General features: G+C 46.2%; 22 protein-coding genes and 3 pseudogenes. 14 read left to right on the forward strand and 11 right to left on the reverse strand.

Annotated elements, in window-relative coordinates; genetic code table 11:
- Positions 1-118 precede the first annotated feature (118 nt).
- Entirely contained in the window at positions 119-1,534 is a 1,416-nt protein-coding gene (locus tag MY9_RS04445; protein WP_014663194.1) for an alanine/glycine:cation symporter family protein, read from the forward strand.
- Here the strand turns inward: MY9_RS04445 and MY9_RS04450 are convergent.
- From MY9_RS04450 to MY9_RS22100, 3 pseudogenes are all read right to left on the reverse strand, one after another.
- Positions 1,531-1,782 (reverse strand): annotated as a pseudogene (locus tag MY9_RS04450) (endospore germination permease); the annotation flags it as partial. The gene MY9_RS04445 and the pseudogene MY9_RS04450 sit on opposite strands and share 4 nt — an antisense overlap.
- An 8-nt stretch (positions 1,783-1,790) precedes the next feature.
- A pseudogene (locus tag MY9_RS21850) lies at positions 1,791-1,904 on the reverse strand (spore germination protein); the annotation flags it as partial.
- Positions 1,905-2,029: 125 nt separating this feature from the next.
- Positions 2,030-2,177: pseudogene (locus MY9_RS22100) on the reverse strand (hypothetical protein); the annotation flags it as partial.
- Positions 2,178-2,366: 189 nt separating this feature from the next.
- On the opposite strand from MY9_RS22100, the gene treP reads away from it, so the two are divergent.
- The 4 genes from treP to MY9_RS04470 all read left to right on the forward strand — a co-directional run bounded on the left by treP (position 2,367) and on the right by MY9_RS04470 (position 7,081).
- Positions 2,367-3,779, forward strand: a complete 1,413-nt coding sequence (gene treP, locus MY9_RS04455; protein ID WP_014663196.1) for a PTS system trehalose-specific EIIBC component — start codon at positions 2,367-2,369, stop codon at positions 3,777-3,779.
- Between the two features lie 71 nt (positions 3,780-3,850).
- Positions 3,851-5,539: an alpha,alpha-phosphotrehalase gene (treC, locus tag MY9_RS04460; protein ID WP_014663197.1), complete on the forward strand. Its 1,689-nt coding sequence runs from the start codon at positions 3,851-3,853 to the stop codon at positions 5,537-5,539.
- 20 nt (positions 5,540-5,559) lie between these two features.
- The gene (gene treR / locus MY9_RS04465; protein WP_014113038.1) at positions 5,560-6,276 is read left to right on the forward strand and encodes a trehalose operon repressor; all 717 of its coding nucleotides are present in this window, start codon (positions 5,560-5,562) and stop codon (positions 6,274-6,276) included.
- 139 nt (positions 6,277-6,415) lie between these two features.
- On the forward strand, positions 6,416-7,081 hold the full coding sequence (locus tag MY9_RS04470) for an NAD(P)H-dependent oxidoreductase (RefSeq protein WP_014663198.1): 666 nt from the start codon (positions 6,416-6,418) through the stop codon (positions 7,079-7,081).
- A gap of 37 nt (positions 7,082-7,118) precedes the next feature.
- Here the strand turns inward: MY9_RS04470 and MY9_RS04475 are convergent, their stop codons facing one another.
- On the reverse strand, positions 7,119-11,492 hold the full coding sequence (locus MY9_RS04475; RefSeq protein WP_081483600.1) for a multifunctional 2',3'-cyclic-nucleotide 2'-phosphodiesterase/3'-nucleotidase/5'-nucleotidase: 4,374 nt from the start codon (positions 11,490-11,492) through the stop codon (positions 7,119-7,121).
- Positions 11,493-11,735: 243 nt separating this feature from the next.
- Here MY9_RS04475 and yfkM point away from each other — a divergent pair, with 243 nt between their 5' ends.
- Entirely contained in the window at positions 11,736-12,254 is a 519-nt protein-coding gene (gene yfkM / locus MY9_RS04480; RefSeq protein WP_014663200.1) for a general stress protein 18, read from the forward strand.
- 39 nt (positions 12,255-12,293) lie between these two features.
- Here the strand turns inward: yfkM and MY9_RS04485 are convergent, their stop codons facing one another.
- Positions 12,294-13,484 (reverse strand): MFS transporter, encoded by a 1,191-nt coding sequence (locus MY9_RS04485; protein WP_014663201.1) that lies wholly within the window; start codon positions 13,482-13,484, stop codon positions 12,294-12,296.
- Positions 13,485-13,648: 164 nt separating this feature from the next.
- Positions 13,649-13,864 (reverse strand): DUF1128 domain-containing protein, encoded by a 216-nt coding sequence (locus MY9_RS04490; RefSeq protein WP_003243712.1) that lies wholly within the window; start codon positions 13,862-13,864, stop codon positions 13,649-13,651.
- Between the two features lie 202 nt (positions 13,865-14,066).
- On the opposite strand from MY9_RS04490, the gene yfkJ reads away from it, so the two are divergent.
- The 3 genes from yfkJ to MY9_RS04505 are packed head-to-tail and all read left to right on the forward strand — an operon-like array spanning position 14,067 to position 15,726.
- On the forward strand, positions 14,067-14,537 hold the full coding sequence (yfkJ, locus tag MY9_RS04495) for a protein-tyrosine-phosphatase (protein ID WP_014663204.1): 471 nt from the start codon (positions 14,067-14,069) through the stop codon (positions 14,535-14,537).
- A gap of 17 nt (positions 14,538-14,554) precedes the next feature.
- Positions 14,555-14,875, forward strand: coding sequence for a hypothetical protein (locus MY9_RS04500; protein ID WP_003233665.1), 321 nt, complete (start codon positions 14,555-14,557; stop codon positions 14,873-14,875).
- A gap of 23 nt (positions 14,876-14,898) precedes the next feature.
- The gene (locus MY9_RS04505; RefSeq protein WP_014663205.1) at positions 14,899-15,726 is read left to right on the forward strand and encodes a YihY family inner membrane protein; all 828 of its coding nucleotides are present in this window, start codon (positions 14,899-14,901) and stop codon (positions 15,724-15,726) included.
- A 198-nt stretch (positions 15,727-15,924) separates the two neighbouring features.
- On the opposite strand, the gene MY9_RS04515 is transcribed toward MY9_RS04505, so the two are convergent.
- Positions 15,925-17,100: an MFS transporter gene (locus tag MY9_RS04515; RefSeq protein WP_014663206.1), complete on the reverse strand. Its 1,176-nt coding sequence runs from the start codon at positions 17,098-17,100 to the stop codon at positions 15,925-15,927.
- A gap of 166 nt (positions 17,101-17,266) precedes the next feature.
- On the opposite strand from MY9_RS04515, the gene cax reads away from it, so the two are divergent.
- Positions 17,267-18,322 (forward strand): calcium/proton exchanger, encoded by a 1,056-nt coding sequence (gene cax, locus MY9_RS04525; protein WP_014663208.1) that lies wholly within the window; start codon positions 17,267-17,269, stop codon positions 18,320-18,322.
- A gap of 70 nt (positions 18,323-18,392) precedes the next feature.
- Positions 18,393-19,187, forward strand: coding sequence for a YfkD famly protein (locus MY9_RS04530; RefSeq protein WP_014663209.1), 795 nt, complete (start codon positions 18,393-18,395; stop codon positions 19,185-19,187).
- 38 nt (positions 19,188-19,225) lie between these two features.
- Here the strand turns inward: MY9_RS04530 and mscC are convergent, their stop codons facing one another.
- Positions 19,226-20,068, reverse strand: a complete 843-nt coding sequence (gene mscC, locus MY9_RS04535) for a mechanosensitive ion channel protein MscC (RefSeq protein WP_081483601.1) — start codon at positions 20,066-20,068, stop codon at positions 19,226-19,228.
- Entirely contained in the window at positions 20,069-21,190 is a 1,122-nt protein-coding gene (gene yfkAB / locus MY9_RS04540; RefSeq protein WP_014663211.1) for a radical SAM/CxCxxxxC motif protein YfkAB, read from the reverse strand.
- Positions 21,191-21,334: 144 nt separating this feature from the next.
- Here yfkAB and MY9_RS04545 point away from each other — a divergent pair, with 144 nt between their 5' ends.
- Together MY9_RS04545 and pdaA are read left to right on the forward strand one after the other, a co-directional pair.
- A complete protein-coding gene (locus MY9_RS04545) occupies positions 21,335-21,520 on the forward strand; it encodes an SE1561 family protein (protein ID WP_003223132.1) in 186 nt (61 codons plus the stop codon).
- Between the two features lie 100 nt (positions 21,521-21,620).
- Complete coding sequence (gene pdaA, locus MY9_RS04550; protein ID WP_014663212.1) at positions 21,621-22,412, forward strand: delta-lactam-biosynthetic de-N-acetylase; 792 nt, start codon at positions 21,621-21,623, stop codon at positions 22,410-22,412.
- Positions 22,413-22,448: 36 nt separating this feature from the next.
- Here pdaA and MY9_RS04555 read toward each other — a convergent pair whose 3' ends face one another.
- Entirely contained in the window at positions 22,449-23,309 is an 861-nt protein-coding gene (locus MY9_RS04555; RefSeq protein WP_014663213.1) for an NAD(P)-dependent oxidoreductase, read from the reverse strand.
- A 98-nt stretch (positions 23,310-23,407) separates the two neighbouring features.
- On the reverse strand, positions 23,408-24,367 hold the full coding sequence (gene corA, locus MY9_RS04560) for a magnesium/cobalt transporter CorA (protein ID WP_014663214.1): 960 nt from the start codon (positions 24,365-24,367) through the stop codon (positions 23,408-23,410).
- A gap of 117 nt (positions 24,368-24,484) precedes the next feature.
- Between corA and MY9_RS04565 the strand changes: the two genes are divergently transcribed.
- A complete protein-coding gene (locus MY9_RS04565) occupies positions 24,485-25,348 on the forward strand; it encodes a DNA-3-methyladenine glycosylase family protein (RefSeq protein ID WP_014663215.1) in 864 nt (287 codons plus the stop codon).
- Positions 25,349-25,409: the final 61 nt, after the last annotated feature.

The raw sequence follows: 25,409 nt of genomic DNA on the forward strand, positions 1-25,409 counted from the left end.
CTTGTCTGCAGATGGCGATTGAGAGAAGCCATCCTTTTTATATTCCAAGTTCTATGTCTAAAGGTTTATGTTTTTCCATCTATGGGAAATGACTCATAAACGAAAAAAGGGTGATGGGATGGAACGACTATTAGGGTGGATAGAGCATATATCTGATTGGCTGTGGGGGCCGCCGCTAATCATTCTGCTGACGGGGACGGGGTTGTATTTCACTATTTTGCTGAAAGGTTTTCAATTTCGCTATCCTTTATACATTTTCAAACAGACAATCGGCAGTGTAGGAAAAAAGCCGAAGGGAGAGGGGACGGTCACACCGCTCCAGGCATTGACCTCGGCCCTCAGTTCAACGATCGGTGCGGCGAACATTGTCGGTGTGCCTGCCGCTATTATGTTTGGAGGGCCCGGAGCGGTTTTTTGGATGTGGCTTATTGCCTTATTTGCCATGGCGATTAAGTTTTCTGAGAGTGTTCTTGCTGTTCATTACAGGGAAAAAAATGAGCAGGGTGAATTCGTCGGGGGACCGATGTATTACATAACAAAAGGGCTGCGCATGAAATGGCTCGGCGTATTCTTCTCTGTTGCGCTGATTGTGGAGCTGATCCCGAGTATTATGGTTCAGGGAAATTCGGTTTCAGTCTCGCTTGCCGAGACGTTTTCTTTCAATAAAATATACGCAGGAATCGGCATAGCGTTTTTGATCGGGTTAGTGGTGATCGGAGGAGTAAAGCGGATCGGAAAAGTAACAGAGTTTGTCGTGCCTCTTATGGCAGGGGCATACGCGGGAGCCGGTCTCCTGATTGTTCTCATGAATCTATCATCAGTGCCGGCGTTTTTCTCTCTTATCTTTTCAAATGCGTTTACTTCTTCTTCAGCAGTTGGAGGATTCGCTGGTGCTGCTCTGGCTGAAACCGTTCGCTGGGGATTTGCCCGCGGGCTGTATTCTAATGAAGCCGGAATGGGCACAGCCCCGATTGCACACGCGGCAGCTATGACTGATCACCCTGTGCGGCAAGGGTTTTGGGCTGTGATCGGCATTGTCATTGACACCTTGATCATCTGTACGACTACCGCTTTTATCGTCCTTGCATCCGGTGTCTGGACGGGGAAGAACGCCTCAAATGACCCGGCAGCACTGACAACGGCCGCATTTCAGCACTATTTTGGTTCTGGAGGAGGGTATTTCGTCTCAGTTTCTCTCGTTTTCTTTGTTGTATCAACCATCATGGTTGTCATTTTCTACGGCGTAAAGCAAGCTGAATTTCTGTTCGGGCGGCTGGCAGGACATGTGATTAAATTCGTTTATTTAGCGGCTATTATCATAGGTGCCGCAGGCGGAGCAAAAGCCATTTGGGGCGTATTGGACTTAGCATTGGTTTTTATTGTTGTCCCGAATGTGATTGCGCTCTTGTTATTGAGCAGAAAGGTAAAAGCGCTGTACACCGAATTCTTTACATCTGAACAGTACTACCTGAAAGATATAAGAAAAACGAAACAGAAGCCTGTTTATCCAACAAAAGAAGCTAAAAATTCCTAGTGTTTTGCTTTGGCGCCGAACAATGCTTTGCTTTTCACGATCAATAAATGAAAAGGCAGCAAAAGAGAAATTACTATATTAATGATGCATACGACTGAGAACATGCCGGTTGGTGTATACATGGCTTTCGGGTCGATTGTTGAGTGTAAGAACGAAAGGCTGTATACCACAATATAGAGCGAACCGGCGATCTTCACCGTAATGACCGGAATCCAAAAAGCCGCGCTGATCATGTCTGAACGATCTAAGATCACCATGGGGCAGACACAATTTTCGCTTCAGTAGCTGTCCCAATAACAAAAGCGCCGAGAATGCTGACCGTCTTGCCAACGGTTTTCGGCAGGCGCACTTCCTCTTCACAGAGAGCCTCAGCTTTATGGCGAAAAAAGAAATCGCTAGCGGGCAGACGCCACGCTGAACATTATACCCTGAGGCTTTCGGTGAAGCCCTCTCTTGATCCTCTGATGGTCGATTCTGTTATAAACTCTTCAATGTTTCTTCATAAACAATAAATCCGCACAGCCCATTTCCAAAGTCAGATTGTCTAAATACGATGTCTTTCCTTCAAATCGGGAGAGATCGGTCTGTCCTGATTGTCTTCAAGCTCTTTGATGAGCTGAAGCGATTTGTCGCGTTTATTCATAGAGGCTTACCCTGCTTTTTATGTCTTATTCAATAAGTGGTTGTGACTTTTAGGGTAACCTTGTCTGTTTCATATATTCCGGACTAGGATGAAAGCGCTATAAAAAATGGTTGACTACATGTATATACAGGAATACAATAATCATAAGTTGTATATACAAGTTATAAAAACGGATACGGAGGGGTTGGCATGGGGGAACTGAACAAATCGGCACGTCAGATTGTCGAAGCAGTCGGCGGTGCTGAAAATATTGCAGCGGCAACTCATTGTGTTACACGTTTGCGTTTTGCATTAATAGATGAAAGCAAGGTTGACCAACAGGCGCTTGATCAAATTGATGTGGTAAAGGGATCATTCTCGACAAACGGACAGTTTCAGGTCGTCATTGGCCAGGGAACGGTCAACAATGTATATGCTGAATTGGTCAAGGAAACGGGGATTGGCGAGTCAACTAAGGATGAAGTGAAGAAGGCTTCAGAAAAAAATATGAATCCTTTGCAGCGTGCTGTGAAAACGCTTGCAGATATTTTCATTCCAATATTGCCTGCGATTGTCACGGCGGGTCTATTAATGGGGATCAATAACATTTTAACGGCGGAAGGCATTTTCTTCAGTACAAAATCGATTGTGCAGGTCTATCCGCAGTGGGCGGATCTTGCTAATATGATTAACCTGATTGCAGGCACGGCCTTTACGTTCCTGCCTGCGTTAATCGGATGGTCTGCCGTCAAACGGTTCGGCGGCAATCCGCTTCTTGGCATTGTGCTCGGGGTTATGCTCGTGCATCCTGATTTGCTAAATGCGTGGGGATATGGCGCCGCAGAACAAAGCGGAAAGATCCCGGTATGGAATTTATTCGGCCTAGAGGTGCAGAAAGTCGGCTATCAGGGCCAGGTGCTCCCCATTTTGCTTGCTTCTTATATGCTGGCGAAAATTGAGATGTTTTTAACAAAACGCACACCTGAGGGCATACAGCTTCTCGTTGTCGCGCCGATTACGCTTCTCGTAACTGGGTTTGCCTCTTTTATCATTATCGGCCCGATTACATTTGCGATCGGGAATGTGCTGACTTCAGGGCTTATCTCGGTGTTTGGTTCTTTTGCCGCACTGGGCGGTCTGTTATATGGCGGCTTCTACTCAGCGCTCGTGATTACCGGTATGCATCACACGTTTCTTGCCGTTGACCTGCAGCTCATCGGATCAAAGCTCGGCGGCACCTTTTTATGGCCGATGCTGGCGCTTTCTAATATCGCCCAAGGTTCGGCCGCGCTGGCCATGATGTTTATCGTGAAGGATGAGAAACAAAAAGGCCTCTCCCTCACGTCAGGGATTTCTGCTTATCTTGGCATTACAGAGCCTGCCATCTTTGGGGTGAATCTGCGATACAGATTCCCATTTATCATCGCAATGGTCAGCTCTGGGCTGGCCGGAATGTATATTTCTTCTCAAGGTGTGCTGGCCAGCTCCGTCGGTGTCGGCGGTGTGCCGGGGATTTTCTCAATCATGAGCCAGTACTGGGGCGCGTTTGCTATCGGGATGGCCATTGTATTGATCCTACCGTTTGCCGGAACATACACGTATGCAAGATTCAAACATAAATAACCAATGGGGAGCGGGACGTGTTTAGCGTTCCCTTTTCCCGTTTATCATTTAAAAATCGGTGGTGGAAACAGATGAAAACAGAACAAACGCCATGGTGGAAAAAAGCTGTGGTCTATCAAATTTATCCGAAAAGCTTTAACGATACGACAGGAAACGGTGTAGGTGATCTAAACGGCATCATCGAAAAGCTCGATTACTTAAAAACACTTCAGGTGGATGTGCTTTGGCTGACGCCGATTTATGATTCTCCGCAGCAGGATAATGGGTATGATATTCGTGATTATTACTCGATTTATCCTGAATATGGAACTATGGAGGATTTTGGAAGGTTACTATCCGAAGCGCATAAAAGAGACTTGAAAGTCGTCATGGACCTTGTCGTCAATCATACGTCAACAGAGCACAAATGGTTTCGCGAGGCGAAATCTTCAATCGACAGCCCATACCGTGATTTTTATATATGGAAAAGCCCGCGGGAAAACGGTTCTCTTCCGACGAACTGGGAATCGAAATTCGGCGGCCCGGCATGGGAGCTTGATGAAGCATCGGGACAATACTATTTGCATCTGTTTGATGTGACGCAGGCTGATTTGAATTGGGAAAATGAAGAGGTCAGAAAGCATGTCTATGACATGATGCATTTTTGGTTTGAAAAGGGGATAGACGGCTTCAGGCTTGATGTCATCAACCTGATTTCTAAAGACCAGCGCTTTCCGGATGCGCAAGCCGGAGAAGACGGCCGTGCCTATTACACTGACGGGCCGCGGGTGCACGAATATCTGCATGAAATGAACGAAAAGGTGTTTTCACATTATGACAGCATGACGGTCGGTGAGATGTCTTCAACGACGGTAGACCATTGCATCCGATACACGAATCCTGCCAATAAGGAACTAGACATGACGTTCAGCTTCCATCATCTCAAGGTTGACTATCCAAACGGCGAAAAATGGGCCTTGGCGCCGTTTGACTTTTTAAAGCTGAAGGAGATCCTATCCGATTGGCAAACGGGGATGCACGCAGGAGGGGGATGGAACGCTCTGTTCTGGTGCAATCATGATCAGCCGCGCGTTGTATCAAGATATGGAGATGATGGCGCGTATAGGGTGAAATCGGCGAAAATGCTTGCTACGGCCATTCATATGATGCAGGGCACGCCTTATATTTATCAGGGTGAGGAGCTGGGGATGACGAATCCGAAGTTTACTGACATCAGCTCCTATCGGGATGTGGAATCGCTGAACATGTATCACGCCTTGAAGGACAAAGGAATGGCTGATCAAGAGATCACAGCGATTTTACAGGCGAAATCCCGTGACAATTCCAGAACCCCCGTTCAGTGGGATGCTACGGAGAATGGCGGTTTTACAACGGGCACACCATGGATACCGGTTGCCGGCAACTATCGGGAAATCAATGCTGAAGCGGCGCTGAGGGATCAAAATTCGGTGTTTTACCATTATCAAAAATTAATTCAGATTCGCAAAATGTATGACATCGTGACAGAGGGGACGTATGAGTTAATCGCAAAGGATGACCCGAGCATTTTTGCGTATCTCAGACACGGCCGCAATGAAAAGCTGCTCGTGATCAATAATTTTTACGGGAAAGAGGCTTCCTTTACAGTGCCGGACTCTTTAGCGCCTGACGAATGGAAGGCAGAGGTGCTGTTGACGAACGATGAAGCAAGGGAAGGGCTTCAGAACATGACGCTCCGTCCGTATGAGTCCATTGTTTATCGTTTAACGAAACCGTGTTAAACTAAGCTGGGTGGTCCATAATGAAGGTGAATAAATTCATCACAATTTATAAAGACATCGCACAGCAAATCGAAGGCGGCCGATGGAAAGCGGAGGAGATTCTTCCGTCAGAACATGAGTTGACCGCACAGTATGATACATCAAGAGAAACGGTCCGAAAGGCGCTTCATATGCTCGCGCAAAACGGCTATATTCAGAAAATCAGAGGGAAGGGCTCTATCGTTCTCAACCGTGAAAAAATGCAGTTTCCCGTTTCGGGTCTTGTCAGCTTCAAGGAGCTCGCGCAAACGCTCGGCAAAGAAACGAAAACAACTGTACACAAATTCGGGCTAGAGCCTCCGTCAGAGCTGATTCAGAAGCAGCTCCGGGCCAATCCGGATGACGACATCTGGGAAGTCATCAGGTCTAGAAAGATTGACGGGGAACATGTGATTTTGGACAAGGATTACTTTTTCAGAAAGCATGTCCCTCACCTGACGAAAGAAATTTGTGAAAACTCCATATATGAATATATAGAAGGAGAACTCGGTCTTTCGATCAGTTACGCCCAAAAAGAAATTGTCGCCGAGCCGTGTACGGACGAGGACAGAGAGCTGCTCGATTTACGCGGCTATGACCATATGGTCGTGGTGAGAAACTACGTCTTTTTGGAGGATACCAGTTTGTTTCAATATACGGAAAGCAGACACCGTCTCGACAAATTCCGGTTTGTCGATTTTGCGCGGCGGGGAAAGTGAAAGAGGCGCCTGCCTGCGGCAGTGCGCTTTTTTGTTTGGTATCAAAATTGATACTATCCAACAAAAATGTGCGTACTTTTACTTTTTATCATAATGGCTACAATAGAGATGAGAGTAACCTAAAGGAGAGGTGTTTAACATGGCAGATCTAAAGAAACAAATTTTGGATGCATACCATTTCAGACATGCGACAAAGGAATTTGATCCGAATAAAAAAGTGTCAGACAGCGATTTTGAATTTATTTTAGAAACAGGAAGACTGTCTCCAAGCTCACTCGGCCTTGAGCCTTGGAAATTTGTCGTCGTCCAAAATCCGGAATTCCGCGAGAAGCTTCGCGAATACACATGGGGCGCGCAAAAGCAGCTGCCGACCGCAAGCCATTTCGTCCTGATTCTCGCACGTACAGCGAAGGATATGAAATATAATGCGGACTACATCAAACGTCATTTAAAAGAAGTAAAACAAATGCCTCAAGACGTGTACGAAGGCTATCTAAGCAAAACAGAAGAATTCCAGAAAAACGATTTGCATTTGCTTGAAAGTGACAGAACATTGTTTGACTGGGCATCAAAACAAACATATATTGCGCTTGGCAACATGATGACTGCCGCTGCGCAAATTGGTGTTGATTCCTGCCCGATTGAAGGCTTCCAGTATGATCACATTCACCGCATTCTTGAAGAAGAAGGGCTTCTGGAAAACGGAAGCTTTGATATTTCTGTGATGGTGGCATTCGGCTACCGAGTGAGAGACCCTCGTCCGAAAACAAGATCTGCTGTTGAAGATGTTGTGAAGTGGGTTTAAATAAAGAAAGCTGCTCGCATAGCGAGCAGCTCTTTTTTTATGCCTGATTCGCTCTATTCTGTTTTCTCCTCTGATGTAAGTACAATGCCGTGCCGAGTGCACTAATCAGAAATCCGGCCAATAGGATCGAGTACATGGATGTGGCTGTGTCGGGAAGCAGGCCGCCAGCCGGGCCGTCTGTTCCTGACCCGCCCGAACCGTTAGTCGGTTGAGTGCCAGGAGGCGTATCATTTCCTCCGTTCCCGTCAGTCGGCTGTTTTCCGCCAGGTTTGTCGGAGCCGCCGCCATGATTGCCGTCATCCCCGCCTGTCGGTTGATCTGACGGGAATGCCGGCGGTTTGTTGTTCTCTCCGGAATTTAAGATCGTGTATTCGCTGAAGTGGTTTGTATATCCTGTCACCATATCATCGTCAACTGATCCGTGATCTGTCTTTGTGAAAGCTTTCTTTTTTCTGTCGACGTGATAAATGGCAGGATTATGGGCTTCTTCAATATCAAACATGCGAAGCGAAAGCTGAACGGGCTCCTTGAATGATTTTATCTCTTTTCCTTTTTGCTTTACTGTAAAGTCATATACATCTGCCAATGACACATCCAACTCTCCCGTCGACTTGATTCCGATTGCAGTGTCTGCGGTTTTAAGGTTCGCCATTGGCATCTTCATGCTGTACCAGTAGTTGAACACCGTCAATGAAGGATCTGACTCTCTTTCTTTCAAAAGTTGGACCTGATCTTTCTTCACTTTAAGATTGATAGGCTTCTCTTGTGATCCTTCATGTGTTCCATAATAGACAAGCGGCGTGTTGGCATTTTTAGCGTAAATCGCAAATTTGTCTTCATCAAGTGTCCAGCTGCCGTCCTTCTGCTTTGTCGGCAGGAATACTTCTTTGATCCGTCCTTCAATTTTAGGAGATACCTTGTTTCCTAGTTTTTTCAGCTGTTCGGTGAAAATCTCATAATCAACGTAGCCAAGGTCTTCACCATGGGAGGCTTGTGTAAAGACAGAATATCCGTCTCCTCCGGCGCCGACAAAATTATTTGTTGCCACGCGGTAGGTATCATCCGTATTTATAGCAACTTTGTCTCCGTTAGGCGATTCAATTTTCACGTCTAACACACGGTGTCCAGGTTCGTTGTTTAATGTAAAGGTATATTCGATTCCGGCTACCTGAGGGAAAGCGCCGCCGCCGTTTTCCACATTGCTTAGGCCTTGTTCAAGGGCTTCTTTAATTTGTTTTCCGGTTAAATCGGCCACGTAAAGCGTATTGCCGAACGGCATCACGTTGAGCACCTCGCCGAGTGTGATATCCCCTTTATCAATGCCGGCTCTGATGCCGCCGCCATTTGTTATCGCTATTCTGGCGCCGGCTGCTTCTTTCGCTTTTGCAAGCATACCGTCCGCGATGAAGTTTCCGAGATTTGTTTCTTTCGTACGCACATGCTCACGCTGGCCGTCAAGTGCCACATCCGTATAGCCGACTTTTTCATTTTTCACGTCTTCCAATTCACTTTTGAACTGGTCGAGCTCTTGTTTTGTTTCTGCATTTTCTTCTGTATGTTCATCAATTGGCAGCACGCTCAGATTTGATTTGTCTGTTTGCACAATGCCATTTTCATCAAACGCGACATCAACGCGCCCTAAGAATTGGCCGTATTCTTTTGCCTGTGCCACGATCGTCGGTTCTTCGTTGTCCACGACCTCCATTTTGTCTACGAGGGTGTGAGTGTGTCCGCCGATGATCAAGTCAATGCCTTTTACTTTTTTGGCGAGCTCAAGGTCTCGGTTATGCCCGATATGGGTTAATGCAATAATTTTATTTACTTTTTCTTCTTCCTGAATCGCATTGACAGTGTTTTGTGCTGTTTCAAAGGCATCATTGAATACGATGCTTTTGCCCGGACTTGAGGTGGTGGCCGTATCTTCCGTTGTCAGTCCGAATACGGCGACTTTCTCCCCGTCAACGTCTAACAGAATGTAAGGGTGGATGCCGGCCTCTTTCTTTTCACCTGCCGTAAAGGTTTGCGGCTTTTTGACAAATGATTTCAGTTTGGGCTCATTTGACACATCTACGTTTGCGCTGACAATCGGAAATTCCGGCGCTTCAAAGTGATAGCGGTTCGCTGGATCAACGGTTGCGCTGTTTCCGCTTAGAAAATCAGAAAGCACTGTCGAGCCTTTGTCAAATTCATGGTTTCCGAAGGTCATGGCGTCATAGCCCATCATATTCATCATTTTCAAATCGGCCAAACCGTTCCATTTTGTGAAATACAGATCACCGGAAAACACATCTCCCGCATCAAGGAGAATGTTGTGGTTTGTTTCGCTGCGCACTTCGTTAATTTTCGTCATTCGTCTCGCTGCATTATCGAGATGGGCGTGCGTGTCATTCGTGTGCATGACAGTCAGATCCCACAGTCCGTCTTTAGGAGGATCTGGATTTGAATCATCATCGAATTGCAGCTTATACACACCATAGCCTTCATTCGCAGACTTGCCTACATAAGCGACGTCGTCTGCTTTATCGGCAAATGGCTTGGCCAAAAGCGAGGATTCAAACGTCATATTCGCACCGGAAACAGGCGCGATTGACCAGTTGTTGTCTGCTTTTGGATTGACTGTTTTTTGTTCAATAATGTAATCCATCAGCACCTGCCTGTTTTCAACAGCAGAGCCGTGGACAATTTTATCGCTCGTCAGATGAGGGAACCCGCCGCCTCCGGACGCACGATAATTATTGGTGACCACGAGAAATTCCTGGCTTGGGCTGATCGGCTTGCCTTCATAGGAAAGGTTGATGATCCGGGATGAATCCGCATGGACCACTTTTCCGTTCTCATTGTATTTAGCCGGTTTTGTCACATCGACTTGATATGTGACGCCATCAATCACATCAAAATTATATGAGCGGAAATTCTCGTTCAGCAAGGCCTGATCGCCGCCTTTAGACGGATCAATTTGATTGAATTGGCCTGCTGACATCTCCAGCCAGTCCTTCACTTCGCTGCCTGTCAGTTTGACGATTTGGACAGTATTATCGTAAAGATACAAGTCACCGACATTTTTAATCGCAAGATCTCCGGCCGGAATGTTTGTGTAGTAATTGGCTCCGTTTCTGCCGCCTGCTTTAAACGGCGCTCCGGCGGATAAAATCGGCAGGTCCTTGTACTCGGTATCCTTCATTTCTTTTTCGGCGTACCATTTTTGCGCATCAGTAACGATTTGAATGGAAGGATCATCTTTGACCTGGGCAAAGAAGCTGTTAATATCGGCTTCGGTTTTGCCGACTGGCTTTCGAACATACTCCAGTGTGTTTTGGTGTGTTTGCTGTATGGTGTTTGTAACGGTTTCGTTTCTGGATGTGACGGTGCCGGCAATAGATTCAATACTGCCTTTGGAATCTGCAACCTTCCATGAGCCGTCCGCCTTTTCAAGTTTGAGGTCAATCACGCCTAAGTATTTGCCCCAGCTGCTTGGCATGACGACAGGAATGCCGTTAATCGTTCCTTTTTCCACATCGAATTGAGCAGCACCTGCATACTCCGCGGAAGGAAAGAGCCCGTGCTGATGGCCCGAGATAATCGCATCAATGCCTTTCGTTTTAGTGGCAAGGTCAAACACGGCGTTTTCTGCGCCTGATGATTGCGCCTGCTTTTCAATGCCGGTGTGGGCGAGGGCAATAATGACATCTGCGCCTTCCGCCTTCATTTTAGGAATCGTTTCATTGGCGGATTCTACGATATCCTGCACCTGCACCTGCCCCTCGAGATTCTTTTTGTCCCATGTCATGATTTGCGGGGGGACAAAGCCTATGTAGCCGACTTTTACTTTCTGTTTATTGCCGTTTCCGTCAGTGACCGTTTTCTCTTTTATCACATACGGCGTATAACGATTTTCGCCGCTAGTTGTTTTGACGTTGGCATTGACAATCGGGAAATCGGCTCCTTTGATTGTGCCGTCGAGAAAGTCGAGTCCGTAGTTGAATTCGTGATTGCCAAGCGTCCCGGCGTCGTATTTCAGCGCATTCATGACGCTGATAATCGGATGGGTTTTCGCGCCGGAGATAATGTCGTCTTTTTGATATTTCACCGCGTATTCACCCAGCGGGTTCCCTTGAATCAAGTCGCCGTTATCCACAAGCAGGGTGTTAGGGTTTTGCTCGCGGTGCTTTTGGATCAGCTGCGCCGTTCTCGCCAGCCCGAAATCCGTCGTTTCTTTGTCGCTGTAGTAATCATAATCCATCATATTGGCATGAATATCAGTCGTGGCCAAAATACTCAGATACACCTGAGGAGCCGCGCTTTCTTCTGCATGAATGGGTGGTGTTGGGAGGATTAGGCTAAGTATCATAATTAGGGGCAAAAGAATACGGAGAATGTTTCCGACGTGTGTTCGTCTTTTCTGTATTCTCACCAGTTCTCCACCTTTCAACGAAATTTGTGTTACAGCTCCTATTGTAAGAATATTTTGTAACTATTTGTAGGTGTTTCTTTATGATTATTGTAAAAGGGAGAAAAATGAGTACTATGTAGCAGCTTCAAACGACAAATGCTGGGTATTTATGCTTATCGCTTGTCCATATTCGCAAAATGTTTATTTTAGTGTGGCTGGGGTAGAGTGTTTTATGTAGACATCTAAAGCGGGAGGTTATGAACCATGGGGAAAAAAATTGCAGTTGTTTTGACAGATTACTTTGAGGACAGCGAGTACACTGAGCCTGCGAAAGCTTTTAAAGAAGCGGGACATGAACTGACTGTCATCGAAACTGAAAAAGGAAAAACAGTAAAAGGCAAGCAGGGGAAAGCGGAAGTGACAGTTGACGCTTCCATTGACGACGTAAACCCTTCAGACTTTGATGCGCTTTTGATTCCTGGAGGATTTTCGCCAGACCAGCTTCGCGCTGACGATCGTTTCGTCCAATTTACAAAAGCCTTTATGACTGACAAAAAACCGGTATTCGCCATTTGCCACGGCCCGCAGCTTTTAATCAATGCGAAAGCGCTCGACGGCCGAAAAGCAACAGGCTATACGTCCATTCGTGTTGACATGGAAAACGCCGGTGCCGACGTTGTGGACAAGGAAGTGGTTGTTTGCCAGGATCAATTGGTCACTAGCCGCACACCGGATGATATCCCGGCATTTAACCGTGAATCTTTGGCATTGCTTGAGAAATAAGAAAAAACGGACGCTCACGGGCGTCCGTTTTTTTGTTGCTTAGGCTTGAGCGCCAGTCAGCTTCTTGTACCTGTAATACAAGAAAGCAGCTGCAGCCGTTCCGATGACCGCAATGCCGAAGTCGAACATGAAAATATGGGCGATGCCTCCCGCTTTTGCGATAAGGCCTGTTGCAATCGGAAGCAGAATCGATGCAAGGCTTGAAGCGGTCGCTACAATTCCGGTAACGGTTCCTTTTCGCTTCCAGAACAGCTCTGTCATTAACGTAATGGTCATTTGAAACACACCTGCAGTAGAAAAGCCTAAGAAAAAGGCAGTGATGTCCAGCACGACTGGGGTATGAACCGTCAGCATAACTGCGAGCGTACATAAAGTAATAATAGGATATAAGAGCGTTATGAAGACAGGTTTGACCCATCTGTTCAGCAAAACGGCTAATAATAAAACAGATGCCAGAGACCCTATACTATAATAGCTCAGCAATTGTACGGATGCTGATTCAGCTAACCCGGCTGCCTTTTGCGCGTAGCTCGGGAGCCAGATTTGAGAAACCGTAAATAAAGCCGTGGATGTAAAACCGATGATAATCAGTGCGGTGCCTTCTTTCTGAAAAACAGGTTCAGACAAGAAAACGGAAGATTCCTGTTGGCCGCTATCAGTTGGTTTCTTATGTTTTTTAGGAAACGAAAGCGTTGATAAATAAATAATATTCAGGAGATAGACCGCTGCCGGCAGATAAAAAGCAAATCCGTAAAACATGCTGTGGTCAGCTAAAAATGTGATCAAAAGCGGCAAAAGGGCTGCCCCGACAGACATAAAGGCCTTGACCAAGACATTCGCCGAACCGGAAGCAGCCGGGAAGAGTTCGGTCAGGGCGGGATATGTTCCTGCGTCCATCGCTGAATTTGCAACTCCCGCTAATAAGGCGAACACAAACGCCAGCTCATAGCTCGGTGATAAAGGAATACCGACTAAAAAGACGGCCATAATTCCCGCAGAAGCGACAACAAGAGGCTTTCTGCCGATTCTATCAGATAAAACCCCGGAAATGCCGTATGTCAGCAGTTTGCCGAACCCGATAGCGGCAATGACATAACTGATGCCGGTCGGATCGGTATTCCATTGTTTTGTTAAAGAGGGCATATTGGATGCGAGAATGATATTGACCATCCCCAGAAAGAAGTAGTTGATATACATTCCGGATGCTGTTTTGATATGTGACGTTTTCATGCTTGTACTCCTTCACAACTTATTCGAACACTGTCATGAGTATCATGTTTGGCAGCCTGTTTCTTCGAATGCAAAAATTAAGCAGATATAAATGGCGCCTGTTAAGGAAAAATGGTTTTGAGGCAATGATAAAAAAGACTCGCCGAGTTTCCGGCCAGTCTCCATTATTTGCGAAGCGAGGCTAGTTCCTGAGCAATTGCCTGCATTTCACTTGGGCTGAATGATTCTTTTTTCATCACCATGCGGTGAAGGTACGTGAGGTCTTCGATCTTCTCATCACTGAAATCCTCCGCTTTGATCACGCCGACGTTCAGCATGTTCAGCTTTTGGGAAATCTCTTCAATCATTTGAGTTAATGTTTCTGTATTTGGGCTGGACAAATGATTCCATCCTTTCTTTGCGCAATATAGGTATGTTTTATTCTAACAGAATTCCTTCAGAAAAAAACCCTATTCTAAAAGCAGGCTGTTTATTCCAAAAAAGTGAAGACATCAGTTGAAAAGGAAATGAACATCCTACTAAGATATTCATGAAGGTTTCTTTTTAGAGAAATAGGGGCAAAGAATAGGGAGGTTGCACAACATGATAAGCGTGTTATTTGTTTGTTTAGGAAACATTTGCCGGTCTCCGATGGCGGAAGCGATTTTTCGGGACTTGGCAGCCAAAAAAGGATTAGCGGGGAAAATCAAGACGGACTCAGCCGGTATTGGCGGCTGGCACATCGGCCACCCCCCGCATGAGGGAACGCAGGAGATATTGCGAAGAGAAGGAATCAGCTTTGATGGCATGCTGGCGCGTCAAGTCAGCGAACAGGATCTGGCCGATTTTGATTACATCATTGCAATGGATGCAGAAAATATCGGAAGTCTCAGAAGCATGGCGGGATTTAAAAACCCCCCGCATATCAAAAGGCTTTTGGACTATGTTGAAGATTCAGATCTGGCCGATGTTCCCGATCCTTACTACACGGGGAATTTTGAAGAGGTTTGCCAATTAATCAAATCGGGCTGTGAGCATCTGCTTGCGTCGATTCAAAAAGAAAAACAATTGTGAGTGAAAGGAGAATTTGCATGAACAACGAACGTTTAATGCTGAAAGGGATATTTCTCGGAGCTGCGGCAGGCGCGGCGTTATCACTGCTCCATAAGCCGACAAGACAGGCGTGCGGCATGAGATGGCTGACATGCAAGCATAAACTTTCACTGTATAAAAGCAATCCGGAGCTGTTAAAAAACACTGTCATCACAAAAGTGGATGAGGCCAAAAAGCTCGCCCAAACGCTTTCAAAGGAAGTCGACTTTGTGAATCAGCAGGTGAAAGAGCTGAAGAAAACAACACCGCAAGTGATGGAACTTGTGCAAGAAACGAAAGAGCATTTTTCAAAAAAATGATTAAACATGCGAGGTGAGGCGACATGAGTTTTTTAAAAGAGCTTTTCAGCAGGTACACCCTTCACGAAGGACAAAGCAAATCAGCGGAGCTGGCGTATTTTTTTCTATTGTCACTGTTTCCGTTTTTGATTTTTATGCTGACGCTCACCGCGTATCTTCCGCTTTCTACCGATGATGTTTTAGGAGTCATAGAACAATATGCTCCCGCCAGTGCGATGTCTCTCGTTGAATCCATTACCCATCAAACCTTAAATAATCGAAATGGCGGTTTGCTGTCCTTCGGGATTATCGCCGCATTATGGTCTGCGTCTAATGGAATGAACGCGATCGTCCGGTCGTTAAACCACGCGTATGATGTGGAAGAAAACCGCTCTTTTATCATTGTTCGTCTAACCTCGATTTTTTTGACGATTGCCATGGTATTTACGATTTTAGTGGCTTTGCTTCTGCCGGTATTTGGCCGGGAGATTGGAAGGCTCGCTTCTGACTTTGTCGGGGCGTCGGATCTGTTTTTATCCGTCTGGGCCGCCATTCGCTGGGGTGTAAGCCCTCTTGTGCTTTTGATTGTTTTTTCCGCGCTGTATGTGATTGCACCGAACAAAAAGCTGTCTCTCCGGTTTGTCATGCCGGGTGCGGTCTTTGCGACCCTCGGCTGGATCATTGTCAGCACATTGTTTTCGTTTTACGTCAGCACGTTTGCGAACTATAGCGCCACTTACGGGAGCATCGGGGGAATCATCGTTCTGATGATTTGGTTTTACTTGAGCGGTATTTTAATTATCCTAGGCGGAGAAATCAACGCTCTTTTACATAAACGTAAAAAGCTTCCTGATGAAAACCCCTACCATTAGTGCATCCTATAAACGAACTTCGGTTCAAAAAGAAGTCGGGGGGATATCGTGATGACCAAGCATACGAAAAAAGGCGGAAGCCATAACAAACAAAACTCGAAAAGCAAATCGAGCCATAAAACAAGCGGAAGCGCCAACGGACAAAACGGCTACCATTAGCATCAAAGCCTCCTGACATCATGTCGGGAGGCTTTTTGATTAGGAAGATGAAGAATAGGTTTCAGCCGGTGACCAGCTTTTCGGTTTGCCTAGCACAAGGGCCAGCCATACAGCGCTAAGCGTAAGAGTAATGAAGTAGAACAAGTTTGCGCTTTCAAATGTCTGCATATACCAGCCGCCGGCAATTGGGCCGAGAATGCTGCCAAGACTGAATGTAATGCCGCAAAGCAGGTTACCCGCCGGCAGGAGATGAGGCGGGAGAAGATCTGTCATATAGCTGATGCCAAGTGTAAAGGTTGATCCGACAGCCATTCCCGCAATAAAAAAGCAGCAGCCGATCACGTAAGGCAAAGGGAATACACCGGCGATCAAAAAGCAAAGAGCCCCAGTCAGTAAAATCACCAGCAGCACATTCCGCCTGCCGTATTTATCGCTGAGGATGCCGAGCGGAAACTGAAAGATAATGCTTCCAATCGCAAATGCGGGAAGGATGATCGCTACTGCGTCTACTGATATCCCCAAACGGAGCGCGTAAACGGGAAAGCTTCCGTTCAGCGCCGTCTCCAGAAACCCGTAGCCAAATGTAGGCATAAAGGCAACCCATCCAAACAGCATGGCCTGATAAAACCGCCTGAAACTATTGTCAGTTTTGGTTTCATGAGGACTGGTTTCTGGGTATGCATTCTGTAGAAAGAAAACAAAAAGCCACGCAAACAGACTGATGCAGCCGGACACGATAAAAGGAAGCGACGGACTCAGCTTGACAAGCGGCACCATGAACGGACCCGCGGCAAATCCAAGGCCAAAGGAAAGCCCGTAAATAGACAGGTTTTTTCCGCGATTTTGTTTTGATGACATGGAGGTTACCCACGTTTGCGTAGAAAAGTGAAGCATATGGTCGCCGATTCCAATAAACAGGCGAAGCAGGAACCAGACCCAAACTGACTGAAGCCAAATAAATCCGAATAAGCTTAAAATGACAATGCTTCCGCCCATGACGATCAGCGGCTTGAATCCGAGTTTTCTGAGCGGCGCTTCCATAAACGGTGAAGCCAAAAGCACGCCGATATACAGTCCGGTCGCATGCAGGCCGTTGACAGCAGCGGATTCTCCATTTGTTTCAAAAATGATTGAAATGACAGGCAGCAGCATGCCTTGTGAAAACCCGGAAATGGAAACGAGCAAGACAAGGATAAAGAAATGAAATCGTGACATCGTGTCGTTCTCCTTATGTGGAATCTATGTTGATCGTACAACGTTTTCCAAAAGCAGGCAACCTGAAAAAAGCCTATATCACGCTAAACATTTGCCCTCGTGTAATCATGAAGGTTTTTGAGAAGAATAAAAATAAAACAAGTCATAAAAAAGGAGCCATTTCACCATGAATCGTATCTTTTTTATTTTAGTGGCGGCCGGTGTTCCGCTTTCTGTGATTGGCAGTTTGATGCATTGGCCTTCCGCGGTTCTTTTTGCCGTTTACTGCGTGACAATTATCGCGCTTGCAAGCTATATGGGAAGGGCGACAGAATCACTGTCAATTATTGCAGGACCGCGAATAGGCGGTTTGTTGAATGCAACCTTCGGGAATGCGGTTGAACTGATTATTTCCCTTTTTGCATTAAAGGAAGGCCTGACAGGAATCGTGCTTGCCTCTTTAACCGGTTCAGTGCTGGGAAACCTGCTGCTGGTCGCGGGCCTATCGTTTTTTGTCGGCGGTTTAAAGTATAAGCGCCAAGAGTTTAATATTCATGATGCGCGCCATAATTCGGGGCTTTTGATTTTTGCCGTCATTGTCGCCTTCGTGATTCCCGAAGTATTTTCTATTGGAATGGGAGACGCGAGCAAGCTCAATTTAAGCATCGGCATCAGCATTATCATGATTCTGTTATATGTCGCGGCGCTGTATTTTAAACTCGTCACGCACCGCGGAGTTTATCAGCCAAACAATGCCGCCCAGCATGAAGAGGAGGAACAGCCGGAATGGTCAGGGAAGGTTGCGACGATTGTGTTGTTTGCGGCAACGATTGTCGTGGCATACATATCCGAAAACCTTGTCCACACATTCCACTCGGTGGCTGAGCAGTTCGGCTGGAGCGAGCTGTTTATCGGGGTCATCATTGTGGCGATTGTAGGAAATGCGGCGGAGCACGCGTCAGCGATTATTATGGCCTTCAAAAATAAAATGGACGTTGCGGTTGAAATTGCAGTCGGCTCTACGCTGCAGATCGCTATGTTTGTCGCACCGGTGCTCGTCATCTGTTCTATCTTTTTCCCGACAAGCATGCCGCTTGTCTTTACATTGCCGGAGCTCGTCGCGATGGTATCAGCGGTTCTCTTGATGATCGCTATTTCGAACGACGGGGATTCCAACTGGTTTGAAGGGGCGACACTGCTTGCCGCATATGTCATTATGGCGATCGGCTTTTTCCTTCTTTAACCTGAAAAAATGTTGGATAACAACAAAGCGGGATGAAAAGACTAAGGGAAAATGCCATAGAAAGAGTGATATGATGAAAAAGCTATTTCATTCCACACTTATCGTGTTGTTATTCTTTAGTTTTTTCGGCGTTCAGCCCATCCACGCGAAAAAGCAGTTTAAGGTTCCTAATTCTGTCGCAAGCATTTCAAAGGAAAACACGTATCCGAACGCTTCACAGGATCAGCCAATGCTTCAGCCGAGCAAGCTGGCAAAGGAATTGCTCGATCATTCTGAGGTGGAGATTGAAAACCCGCATCTCATCAAAATGCTGAATGAATCCAACATATCCGGCACACCGCTTGCGGTTGGGTACCGTGCGACAATATTTCTCGGGAAATGGGCGCTCGGCTATGAATCAAATGAAACAGTCGCAAACTGGGAATATAAAAAAATCAATACAAACCGTGCAGATAACCGCGGCGGGAAGGAAACGGCTGAAATGCATTATGCCCAGGAACAGCAGTACAAAGTGAAGGGCGGCCTGACAGCTAAAGTTCCGAATGCTGAAGATGTCAAAAGCATGATGATGCAAAAAGCGATGAAGAAAACGAACCTTCCGCTAGCATTTGAGACGGTCATCGGGGCTGGCACAAAACGGGATCAGATTTATAAAGTCGCTCCTAAAAAAATCGGTTATCTACATGCATATGCACCGGCTGTGAATGAAAAAGGAAAAGTGACTTACGGAGAAGTGTACTTAGTGCTGAAAGGAAATAAACGAAAACTCGTCGTGAAAAATGTCACGTCACAGGGAATCGGCGCATGGATTCCGGTTCAAGATCATGTCACGTTTGGCTTTCAGCTTTCCTCACTGATCAGATAAATAAAAAACTGATTCCGACTCGGAATCAGTTTTTTTGTTTATTGGGTTCTCTCAATTCGGACCGCTTCCTCAAGCATTTGCACATTGTTTTGGTAGAGCTGGCGAACGAGTATTCGTCTTGCTGCAAGGCTGGCGCTGAAATAATCATCATCCTTCACCATGCCTTTCACCGTAAATTCGATGCCGCGATTGATTTTATTCAAAGCGGTGATGCCGTGGACTTGAAACGGTTCTGCCGGATTGCCGAATTCATCCCGCTTCAATGAATCACAAAGCTCTTCATTCAGCATGTCACATGCCTCTTCCAACACGCTGTACACGCGGTCTGGATCTTCTTTAAAGCTGATGAGAAACGATTCGATAATCCGCATAAAATTGATATTATAGTTCTCTATCTGCCTGACCTCGCCGTTGCTGATGGTGAGCAGTTTGCCGCTCCATTCCCGGATTTGCAGCGAGCGAAGGCCGATCTCCTCCACTGTCCCGTTAAACAAGTTGTTGACGGTGACATAATCGCCTTTGTGCAGCTGGCGTTCATATATTAAGAAGACGCCGGCCAGCACATCTTTGATCAGAGATTGGGCGCCAAAACCGATCACGATACCTGCAACGCCCGCTCCGGCTAATATCTTGCCGAAATCATGCACAAATAAAGAAATAACGTAAAAAATAAAACCAATCGTCGCCGTATATTGGGTGACAGAACGGACAAGGCTTTCAATCGTTTTTTCCTTTTTTTCTTCAATAAAGTCCGTCCGTTTAAAAAAAAGCTGTACCAGCCGGTTGATGATAAAGACACCAATCCAAAGGATAACGGCAACGAGGAGAATATCGACGATTTTATTCTGGAAAATCTCCGTAAGTGTTTCTTCCATCCGCATCTAACTCCTGGCTTGACGTTTTGTGAAATCTGTATCCTGATAATAAGTGTTTTTGACAAGAACATTCGGTCCGAGGCACCGGACATTCGGGCAGTGGCAACTCAGTTCTTGCGCAAGCTTGGTCTCTCTCCACTTTTCATAGGCGGAAGGGAGGCTGTCCGTCTGAATATTGCCAAGCGGCGGAGTATCGCCGAAATCGGTCACGATAATGTTTCCGTCGAAAATGTTTACATTCAGGCGGGAACGGCCGTCAGGGTCATTTCGCACGGTAACGTTTTTTGCCGCGCGAAGCCGGCGAAGCAGCTTTTGGTCGTCTTCGTCCGGACTGCAGGCATAAAACGGCAGCGTTCCGAACAGCATCCACGTATTTTCATCACGAATATCCAGCAAGCGGTGAATGGCCTGTCTCATCTCTTTCAGGCTGAGGGATTCAAGAGCGCTTGCGAAATCGCTTGGATACATTGGGTGGACCTCATGACGCTGACATTTCATATCTTCTGTGATTTGGCGGTGAATATGCTCAATATGCGGAAGAGTTCGTTTGTTCAGCATCGTTTCCGCAGATACCATTACTCCGGCATCCACGAGCGTGCGGCTGTTTTCGATCATTTTTTCAAAATAGCGCGCGCGCTGTTCGAAGGTCGGTTTTCTGTCCATCATGGCAAAGCCGATTTCAGCAAAATCTTCAACTGTACCCCAGTTATGAGAAATATGTAGCACATCGAGATACGGAATGATCCATTCGTACCGCTCGATGTCGAGGGTTAGGTTTGAATTTATTTGCGTCCGCACACCCCGTTCATGGGCGTATTTCAATAAAGGAACGACATATTCTTTTACTGATTTCAACGATAGCATCGGCTCTCCGCCTGTAATGCTGATGGAGCGCAGGCGAGGGATTTCCTCCAGCCGTTTTAACAGAAGATCTATTGGCAGAGCATTCGGGTCTTTAGGCTGCAATGTATAGCCTACAGCACAATGCTCGCATCTCATATTGCAAAGTGTCGTCGTTGTGAATTCAACGTTTGTCAGCTGCATGTCTCCGTATTGGTCAACATCCATATAGGCTTCCCAAGGATCAAACTCAGGCGTAATCGGACGCAGCTTCATGTTTTGTGTCATGACTATCTAACTCCTTTATAAATGGGCATACTAACGCTGCCAACAGTTAATTTTAGACCTGATTTGCCAAGATCGCAAGTAGCGCGGCGATTGAAAAACCGCAAAAAATGAGCTACCATAATAAAAAATGAATGGAGGAACAGCATGGGGAACGCCGTAAACAATAAAGACCAGCAGATTGATTATTTAAAGAACAGACTTGACATGTTTATGAACGTCATCGATTCATTAGACCCTGAAGCAACCGACGTTGAAGATATAGACAGGCTCATCAGCATGCTTGATGACCTGGAAGCCAAATACGAACGTTTTAAAAAAGATTGGGAATAAAACCGCGCTCCCGCGCGTTTTTTTCTATTGGCATAAAGCAACAGTATAAAACAAAGCCCCTATCTGTAAAATAAGAAAAAATGCAGAAGGAGCGCTGGCCATGAAGTGGATGTGTTCAATATGCTGCACCGCCGTATTGCTTGCCGGAGGTGCAGCACAGGCGGAAGCGGTGCCGAATGAGCCGATTAATTGGGGCTTTAAACGAAGTGTCAATCATCAGCCGCCAGATGCCGGGAAGCAGCTGAACCGCTTAATTGAAAAATATGATGCGTTTTATTTAGGGAATACAAAGGAAAAAACGATTTACTTAACATTTGATAACGGGTATGAAAATGGCTATACGCCAAAAGTGCTTGATGTCTTAAAAAAACATCGCGTAACAGGAACGTTTTTTGTCACCGGGCATTTTGTAAAGGACCAGCCTCAGCTGATTAAACGAATGTCAGATGAGGGCCATATTATCGGCAACCATTCCTTTCACCATCCGGATTTAACGACAAAAACAGCTGATCAGATTCAGGATGAGCTTGATTCAGTCAACGAAGAGGTTTATAAAATTACGGGAAAGCAGGACAACCTGTACTTGCGCCCGCCGCGCGGCGTGTTTAGTGAGTACGTACTGAAAGAAACGAAACGCCTCGGCTATCAAACCGTTTTCTGGTCAGTCGCTTTTGTTGATTGGAAAATCAATAACCAGAAGGGGAAGAAATATGCTTACGATCATATGATCAAGCAGGCGCACCCAGGAGCTATTTACCTGCTTCACACTGTATCAAGAGACAATGCTGAAGCACTGGATGATGCGATCACAGACCTGAAAAAACAAGGCTACACTTTTAAAAGCATTGATGATCTGATGTTTGAGAAAGAAATGAAGATGCCGTCCTTGTAATGAGAAAAGCCTCTCCTGAAACGGAGAGGCTTTTCTTTATTTTATACATTTAATCAGTGCGGCCCAATCCAGATCTCCGAAGCCTTGTTCAATCCCGCTTTCAAAATGGCTCTTGGCCAGCTCGGCAAGAGGAAGATTTGCAGAAACCTGTTTTGCGGCGGCGAGTGCCAGGTTGGTATCCTTCAGCCCTAATGACATTTTGAAACCGGCCGGCTCAAATTTCTGCTCGGCCATGATGGTTCCGTAATTTTGGTAGACAGGGGAGCCGAAAAGCGCGCTGGCAATTTCTAAAAATTGTTTTTGTTCTAAGCCGTACTTCTCCATCATTAAGAAAGATTCAGATAACGCCTCCAGCATAGACACGAGTAAGAAATTGATGCTGATTTTTGCTGCATTTGCTATCTTGCTTTCTTCGCCGACGTCAAATACCTGCTGGCTGAGGCTGTCGAGCAGAGGCTTGGCGGTTTGCTTCGCTTCCGCCGGTCCTGCTGTTATGATGCGAAGCGCGGCTTTGGCTGCGGCATCCGGTCTGCCAAGGACGGGAGCGGCGAGAAAAGATTGTCCTTTCTCTGCATGAGCCGCTGCGAGCTTTTCTGAGAATTCAACACTGATCGTGCTCATCGAGATGTGAATGCCATCCTCTGCTAATCCTTCAAGCAGGCCGTCTTTTCCAAATGTCACGGCGCTGACAGAATCATCATCTGCAAGCATTGTCATGACAATATCAGCGGACTTTGCCGCCAGCCGCGGCGTATCAGCTGCCTGTGCGCCTTTTGTGACAAGTTCTTCCGTCTTTTGTTTCGTCCGGTTATATACAGTCAATTCGTAGCCTGCTTGAAGAACATTTCGGGCAATGGGCTGTCCCATATTGCCGAGTCCGATGACAGCAATTTTCAATCTGATCACTCCCTGAATATTTTTTCCATTATAAACAATATAAACAGAATATGCATAGCAATCGGCTTACAACAAAAAAGAACAGCTTCCCGCTGCCCTCATTTAAAAATATTGAACCATCCTTTATGTACAAACCAAATCAGCATCCCGATCACAAGCGCGGCCATCAGGCCAAGTACAGCAAAATATCCGTATTTCCAATGCAGCTCCGGCATGAAGTCGAAGTTCATACCGTATACACCGGCAATAAAGGTGAGCGGGATGAAAATGGTCGACACGATCGTCAGTGTCATCATAATCGCATTCATCCGGTTTGAGTTTAGCGTCACGTAGCTGTCACGCAAATCGGACGTCATGTCCCGGTTGGATTCCACAATTTCAGACAACTTTAACAAATGATCGTATATGTCACTGAAGTAGGCTTTCGTTTCCCGCTGCTCTTTCACATGGTCAAGGCTTAAAATCCGATAGAGCAAATCACGCATCGGGATAATTGTCCGTCTTAAATGCAATAGGTCTGTTCTGAGTTCAAACACCTCGTTCATCAGCGTTCCATACGTTTTGTGGGAGCGGCTTTCTTCGATTTCATTCAGCCGGTCCTCAATTTTATACACGAGAGGAAAATATTCATCGACAAGCTGATCCATGATCATATAAGAAATATGCCCAGGCCCTTTTTTCAATATGTCCGGTGAAGCATACAAACGCTCTCGGACTTTAGCGATACCGGGCGTTTCGTGTAAATGAAAGGTAACGATAAATTGTTCGCCCTGAAAAATATCGACTTCCTCCGTCTCTAGTGTTTCCTTATTCAGCGCATGAATCACGTAAAAACGATAGCCGTCATAATGGTCAAGCTTCGGCCGCTGCATGTGCTGGAAGCAATCCTCAATGGCAAGCGGATGAAAATGAAAAAAATCTCTCAATAACGCCGTTTCCGTATCCTCCGGGCCGTAAAAATCAACCCAGTACCATGCAATATCAGGCTGTTCCACTCGTTCAATCGGTATATTTTTCAGCAGCTGATGCTCTGTTGTGATTGCGGTAATGTTGATCATAAACAACCCTCCACCTGCCATTATATCATGCGGTCTTTATGAGAAAAGTATACGGTACTCTCTGCCTGTTTCCAGCGGCATGTTATACTGAACAAAAACGGAAAAAGGGTGGATCACATGTGGAAGGAAAAAGTATCTGTCACGCCGCCGTATCATTTTGACCGCGTATTGGACAGGCTGTCTTTAGACCCCCTCAATGCTGTCGATCGAGAGGCGAGAGAAGTCCGCGTGCCGATCAGAAATCATGCGGGAGACGTTTGTATTGTAAAAGTACAGGCGTTAGGCCATGCTGACGAGCCTGAGTTTCTCGTTAGCGGGGAAACGGATCAGGATGAGATGATGAAGGAAATCAAGCGGATTTTTCAATGGGAACATCACTTGCAGCACGTTCTGGATCATTTCTCAAAAACGAGTCTGTCCGCCATTTTTGAAGAGCATGCCGGGACACCGCTTGTTCTGGACTACAGTGTGTACAACTGCATGATGAAATGCATCATCCACCAGCAGCTCAATCTGTCCTTTGCTTACACGCTAACAGAACGGTTTGTTCATGCATTTGGCGAGCAGAAGGATGGCGTGTGGTGCTATCCAAAGCCGGAAACAATTGCAAAACTCGATTATCAGGATCTGCGTGATCTGCAATTCAGCATGAGAAAAGCGGAATACACCATTGATACATCAAAGATGATCGCAGAAGGCACACTCAGCTTGTCAGAACTGACGCATATGGCGGATGAAGACATTATGAAAAAACTGATCAAAATCAGGGGCATCGGCCCGTGGACCGTGCAAAACGTCCTCATGTTCGGACTTGGCCGTCCCAATTTATTCCCGCTTGCCGATATCGGCCTCCAGAATGCCATCAAACGCCATTTTCAGCTGGACGATAAGCCGGCAAAGGATGTCATGCTGGCGATGAGCAAGGAGTGGGAGCCTTATTTAAGCTATGCGTCTTTATATTTGTGGAGAAGTATTGAATAATTCATCTGACAATGAAGGAAAACCTGCAAACGTGTTATACTAGTTAGATGTGAAAAAACAT

The sequence above is a fragment of the Bacillus sp. JS genome (assembly GCF_000259365.1).
Taxonomy (GTDB): Bacteria; Bacillota; Bacilli; order Bacillales; family Bacillaceae; genus Bacillus; species Bacillus stercoris.

What these genes read in the sequence shown, in the direction of transcription:
- MY9_RS04445 (WP_014663194.1), top strand. Translation starts at nt 119, where the DNA reads ATGGAACGACTATTAGGGTGGATAGAGCATATATCTGATTGGCTGTGG.
- treP (WP_014663196.1), top strand. Translation starts at nt 2,367, where the DNA reads ATGGGGGAACTGAACAAATCGGCACGTCAGATTGTCGAAGCAGTCGGC.
- treC (WP_014663197.1), top strand. Translation starts at nt 3,851, where the DNA reads ATGAAAACAGAACAAACGCCATGGTGGAAAAAAGCTGTGGTCTATCAA.
- treR (WP_014113038.1), top strand. Translation starts at nt 5,560, where the DNA reads ATGAAGGTGAATAAATTCATCACAATTTATAAAGACATCGCACAGCAA.
- MY9_RS04470 (WP_014663198.1), top strand. Translation starts at nt 6,416, where the DNA reads ATGGCAGATCTAAAGAAACAAATTTTGGATGCATACCATTTCAGACAT.
- yfkM (WP_014663200.1), top strand. Translation starts at nt 11,736, where the DNA reads ATGGGGAAAAAAATTGCAGTTGTTTTGACAGATTACTTTGAGGACAGC.
- MY9_RS04485 (WP_014663201.1), bottom strand. Translation starts at nt 13,484, where the DNA reads ATGAAAACGTCACATATCAAAACAGCATCCGGAATGTATATCAACTAC.
- yfkJ (WP_014663204.1), top strand. Translation starts at nt 14,067, where the DNA reads ATGATAAGCGTGTTATTTGTTTGTTTAGGAAACATTTGCCGGTCTCCG.
- MY9_RS04500 (WP_003233665.1), top strand. Translation starts at nt 14,555, where the DNA reads ATGAACAACGAACGTTTAATGCTGAAAGGGATATTTCTCGGAGCTGCG.
- MY9_RS04505 (WP_014663205.1), top strand. Translation starts at nt 14,899, where the DNA reads ATGAGTTTTTTAAAAGAGCTTTTCAGCAGGTACACCCTTCACGAAGGA.
- MY9_RS04515 (WP_014663206.1), bottom strand. Translation starts at nt 17,100, where the DNA reads ATGTCACGATTTCATTTCTTTATCCTTGTCTTGCTCGTTTCCATTTCC.
- cax (WP_014663208.1), top strand. Translation starts at nt 17,267, where the DNA reads ATGAATCGTATCTTTTTTATTTTAGTGGCGGCCGGTGTTCCGCTTTCT.
- MY9_RS04530 (WP_014663209.1), top strand. Translation starts at nt 18,393, where the DNA reads ATGATGAAAAAGCTATTTCATTCCACACTTATCGTGTTGTTATTCTTT.
- mscC (WP_081483601.1), bottom strand. Translation starts at nt 20,068, where the DNA reads ATGCGGATGGAAGAAACACTTACGGAGATTTTCCAGAATAAAATCGTC.
- yfkAB (WP_014663211.1), bottom strand. Translation starts at nt 21,190, where the DNA reads ATGACACAAAACATGAAGCTGCGTCCGATTACGCCTGAGTTTGATCCT.
- MY9_RS04545 (WP_003223132.1), top strand. Translation starts at nt 21,335, where the DNA reads ATGGGGAACGCCGTAAACAATAAAGACCAGCAGATTGATTATTTAAAG.
- pdaA (WP_014663212.1), top strand. Translation starts at nt 21,621, where the DNA reads ATGAAGTGGATGTGTTCAATATGCTGCACCGCCGTATTGCTTGCCGGA.
- corA (WP_014663214.1), bottom strand. Translation starts at nt 24,367, where the DNA reads ATGATCAACATTACCGCAATCACAACAGAGCATCAGCTGCTGAAAAAT.
- MY9_RS04565 (WP_014663215.1), top strand. Translation starts at nt 24,485, where the DNA reads ATGTGGAAGGAAAAAGTATCTGTCACGCCGCCGTATCATTTTGACCGC.